This is a genomic window from Mangrovicoccus sp. HB161399, from assembly GCF_013184745.1.
Lineage (GTDB): Bacteria > Pseudomonadota > Alphaproteobacteria > Rhodobacterales > Rhodobacteraceae > Mangrovicoccus.
The window spans coordinates 1-3,104 of the sequence record NZ_JAATVU010000177.1 but is presented as its reverse complement, the minus strand read 5'-3'; the positions used below and the strand labels follow the sequence as shown (position 1 = coordinate 3,104).

The following is a 3,104-nucleotide window of genomic DNA, read 5'->3' as shown; positions in this document are numbered from 1 at the left end:
CAACGTCGAGGGCCCCGCTTCTGGCGGGGCCCTCGGTGGTGGCTATGGCTGCCTTTCTCAGGCGATTTTCGTGAGCAGCTCGTCGAGGGACTTCTTGGCGTCGCCGTAGAACATGCGGGTGTTGTCCTTGTAGAACAGCGGGTTCTCGATGCCCGAATAGCCCGTGCCCTGGCCGCGCTTCGAGACGAAGACCTGCTTGGCCCGCCACACTTCCAGGACCGGCATCCCCGCGATCGGCGAATTCGGATCCTCCTGCGCCGCAGGGTTCACGATGTCGTTCGAGCCGATCACGATCACCACGTCCGTGTCAGGGAAATCTTCATTGATTTCCTCCATTTCAAGCACGATGTCGTAGGGCACCTTCGCCTCGGCCAGAAGCACGTTCATGTGGCCGGGGAGGCGGCCGGCAACCGGATGGATCGCAAACCGCACGTTCTTGCCCTTTGCGCGCAGGCGCTTGGTCAGCTCGCTCACGTTCTGCTGCGCCTGGGCAACCGCCATGCCGTAGCCCGGAACGATGATCACCTCGTCGGCATCCTCCAGCGCGCTTGCCACGCCGTCGGCATCGATCGCGATCTGCTCGCCCTCGACCTCCATCGCCGGGCCCGCCGTGCCGCCGAAGCCGCCCAGAATCACCGAAATGAACGACCGGTTCATCGCCTTGCACATGATGTAGCTCAGGATCGCGCCCGAGGAGCCCACCAGCGCGCCGACCACGATCAGGAGGTCGTTCGACAGAGAGAAGCCGATCGCAGCCGCGGCCCACCCCGAATAGGAGTTGAGCATCGACACCACCACCGGCATGTCCGCCCCGCCGATCCCCATGATCAGGTGGTAGCCGATGAACAGCGCGCAGAGCGTCATCAGGACCAGCGGCACCAGCCCGCCCGTGCCCATGTACCAGAACAGGCACAGCAGCGAGACGGCCGCGGCGCCGGCGTTCAGCATGTGCCCGCCGGGCAGCTTCTTCGCCTTGCCGTCGACTTTCCCGGCGAGCTTTCCGAAGGCGATCACCGAGCCGGTGAAGGTCACCGCGCCGATGAACACGCCGAGGAACAGCTCGACCTTCAGGATGCCGATCTCCACCGGGGTCTTGTGCGCCACCAGCTCGGCGAAGACGCCGGAAACGGCGCCCACCGCCTCGTGCATGCCCTCGGCGATGCCGATGGTGAAATGCGCGTTGTAGCCGACGAAGACCGCCGCCAGGCCGACCAGCGAATGCATCGCCGCGACCAGCTGCGGCATCTCGGTCATCTGCACGCGCTTGGCGACCACCATGCCGATCGCGCCGCCCGCCGCGATCAGCACGAGCGAGAGCCACCACAGCCCGTGCCCCGGGCCGATCAGCGTCGCGAGAACCGCCAGCGCCATGCCCGCGATGCCGTACCAGACCGCGCGCTTGGCGCTTTCCTGGCCCGAAAGCCCGCCGAGCGAGAGGATGAAGAGAACCGCCGCGACCACATAGGCCGCCGTCGTGAATCCGAATTCCATGTCACCTGCCTCCGGTCACGATTTCTGGAACATGGCGAGCATCCGGCGCGTCACCATGAAGCCGCCGAAGATGTTGATCCCGGCCATGAAGACCGACAGCGCCGCCAGCAGGACCACCAGGAAGCCCGAGGATCCGATCTGCACCAGCGCGCCGAGGATGATGATCGAGGAGATCGCGTTCGTCACCGCCATCAGCGGCGTGTGCAGGCTGTGCGCGACGTTCCAGATCACCTGGAAGCCGACGAAGACCGCAAGCACGAAGACGATGAAATGCTGCATGAACGAGGCCGGCGCGATCAGCCCGAGCCCGAGGATCAGCACCGCGAGCGCGGCAAGCAGCGTCACCTGGGTCTTCGTCTGCGCCTTGAAGGCCGCGGTTTCGGCCGCGCGCTTCTCCTCCGGGGTCAGCTCCTTCGGCTTCTCCTTCGGCTTCTGCGCGGCGATCGCGGCGACTTTCGGCGGCGGCGGCGGGAAGGTGATCTCGCCCTCCCGCGCGACCGTGGCCCCCCGGATCACGTCGTCTTCCATGTCGTGGACGACGACGCCGTCCTTCTCCGGCGTCAGATCCGTCATCATGTGGCGGATGTTGGTCGCGTAGAGCGTCGAGCTCTGCGCCGCCATCCGGCTGGGGAAGTCGGTGTAGCCCACCACGACGACGCCGTTGTCGCTGACGATGCGCTCGTCCTTGACGGTCAGCTCGCAGTTGCCGCCGCGTTCGGCGGCGAGGTCGACGATGACCGAGCCGGGCTTCATCATCTCCACCATGTCGGCGGTCCACAGAACGGGCGCGGGCCGCCCGGGGATCAGCGCGGTGGTGATGACGATGTCGACATCGGGCGCCAGCTCGCGGAACTTCTTCAGCTGCGCCTCGCGGAATTCCGGGGAGGACGGCGCCGCATAGCCGCCCGTCGCCGCGCCGTCGGTCTGCGCCTCCTCGAAGTCGAGATAGACGAATTCCGCGCCCATCGACTCGATCTGCTCGGCCACCTCGGGGCGCACGTCGAAGGCCAGCGTGATCGCGCCCAGGGACGTGGCCGTGCCGATCGCCGCAAGCCCCGCGACGCCCGCGCCGACGATCAGCACCTTGGCCGGCGGCACCTTGCCCGCCGCCGTCACCTGCCCGGTGAAGAACCGGCCGAAATTGGCACCCGCCTCGATCACCGCGCGGTAGCCCGCGATGTTCGCCATCGAGCTCAGCGCGTCCATCTTCTGCGCGCGGCTGATCCGCGGCACCATGTCCATGGCGACGACCGTGGCGCCGGTCGCCTTCGCCTTTTCCAGCAGCTCGGTGTTCTGCGCGGGCCAGAAGAAAGAGATCAGCGTGTGCCGCGGCTCCAGCATCGCGATTTCCGCATCGGTCGGCGGCTGCACCTTGGCGATGACATCCGCGGCCTTGAAGACGGCCGCCGCATCCGCCGCGATCTCGGCACCGGCCTCTTCGTAGGCGGCATCGGAAAACCCGGCCTTCTCCCCCGCGCCGGTTTCCACGACACAGGAATGCCCCAGCTTCGCATGCTGCGCGACGGTCGCGGGAACAAGCGCAACACGCCGCTCCCCAACCCCCAACTCAACCACAAATCCTAGTCTCAATACGTCTCTCCCGCGTTTCACTG

The 3,104-nt window shown here is 66.7% G+C and carries 2 protein-coding genes; both read right to left on the bottom strand.

What is annotated here, in order from left to right; genetic code table 11:
• Positions 1-57: 57 nt before the first annotated feature.
• A complete protein-coding gene (locus HCC78_RS31895) occupies positions 58-1,491 on the bottom strand; it encodes an NAD(P)(+) transhydrogenase (Re/Si-specific) subunit beta (RefSeq protein ID WP_172332720.1) in 1,434 nt (477 codons plus the stop codon).
• A 15-nt stretch (positions 1,492-1,506) separates the two neighbouring features.
• Positions 1,507-3,066, bottom strand: a complete 1,560-nt coding sequence (locus HCC78_RS31890) for a Re/Si-specific NAD(P)(+) transhydrogenase subunit alpha (protein ID WP_371743970.1) — start codon at positions 3,064-3,066, stop codon at positions 1,507-1,509.
• Positions 3,067-3,104: the final 38 nt, after the last annotated feature.

What these genes read in the sequence shown, in the direction of transcription:
- HCC78_RS31895 (WP_172332720.1), bottom strand. Translation starts at nt 1,491, where the DNA reads ATGGAATTCGGATTCACGACGGCGGCCTATGTGGTCGCGGCGGTTCTC.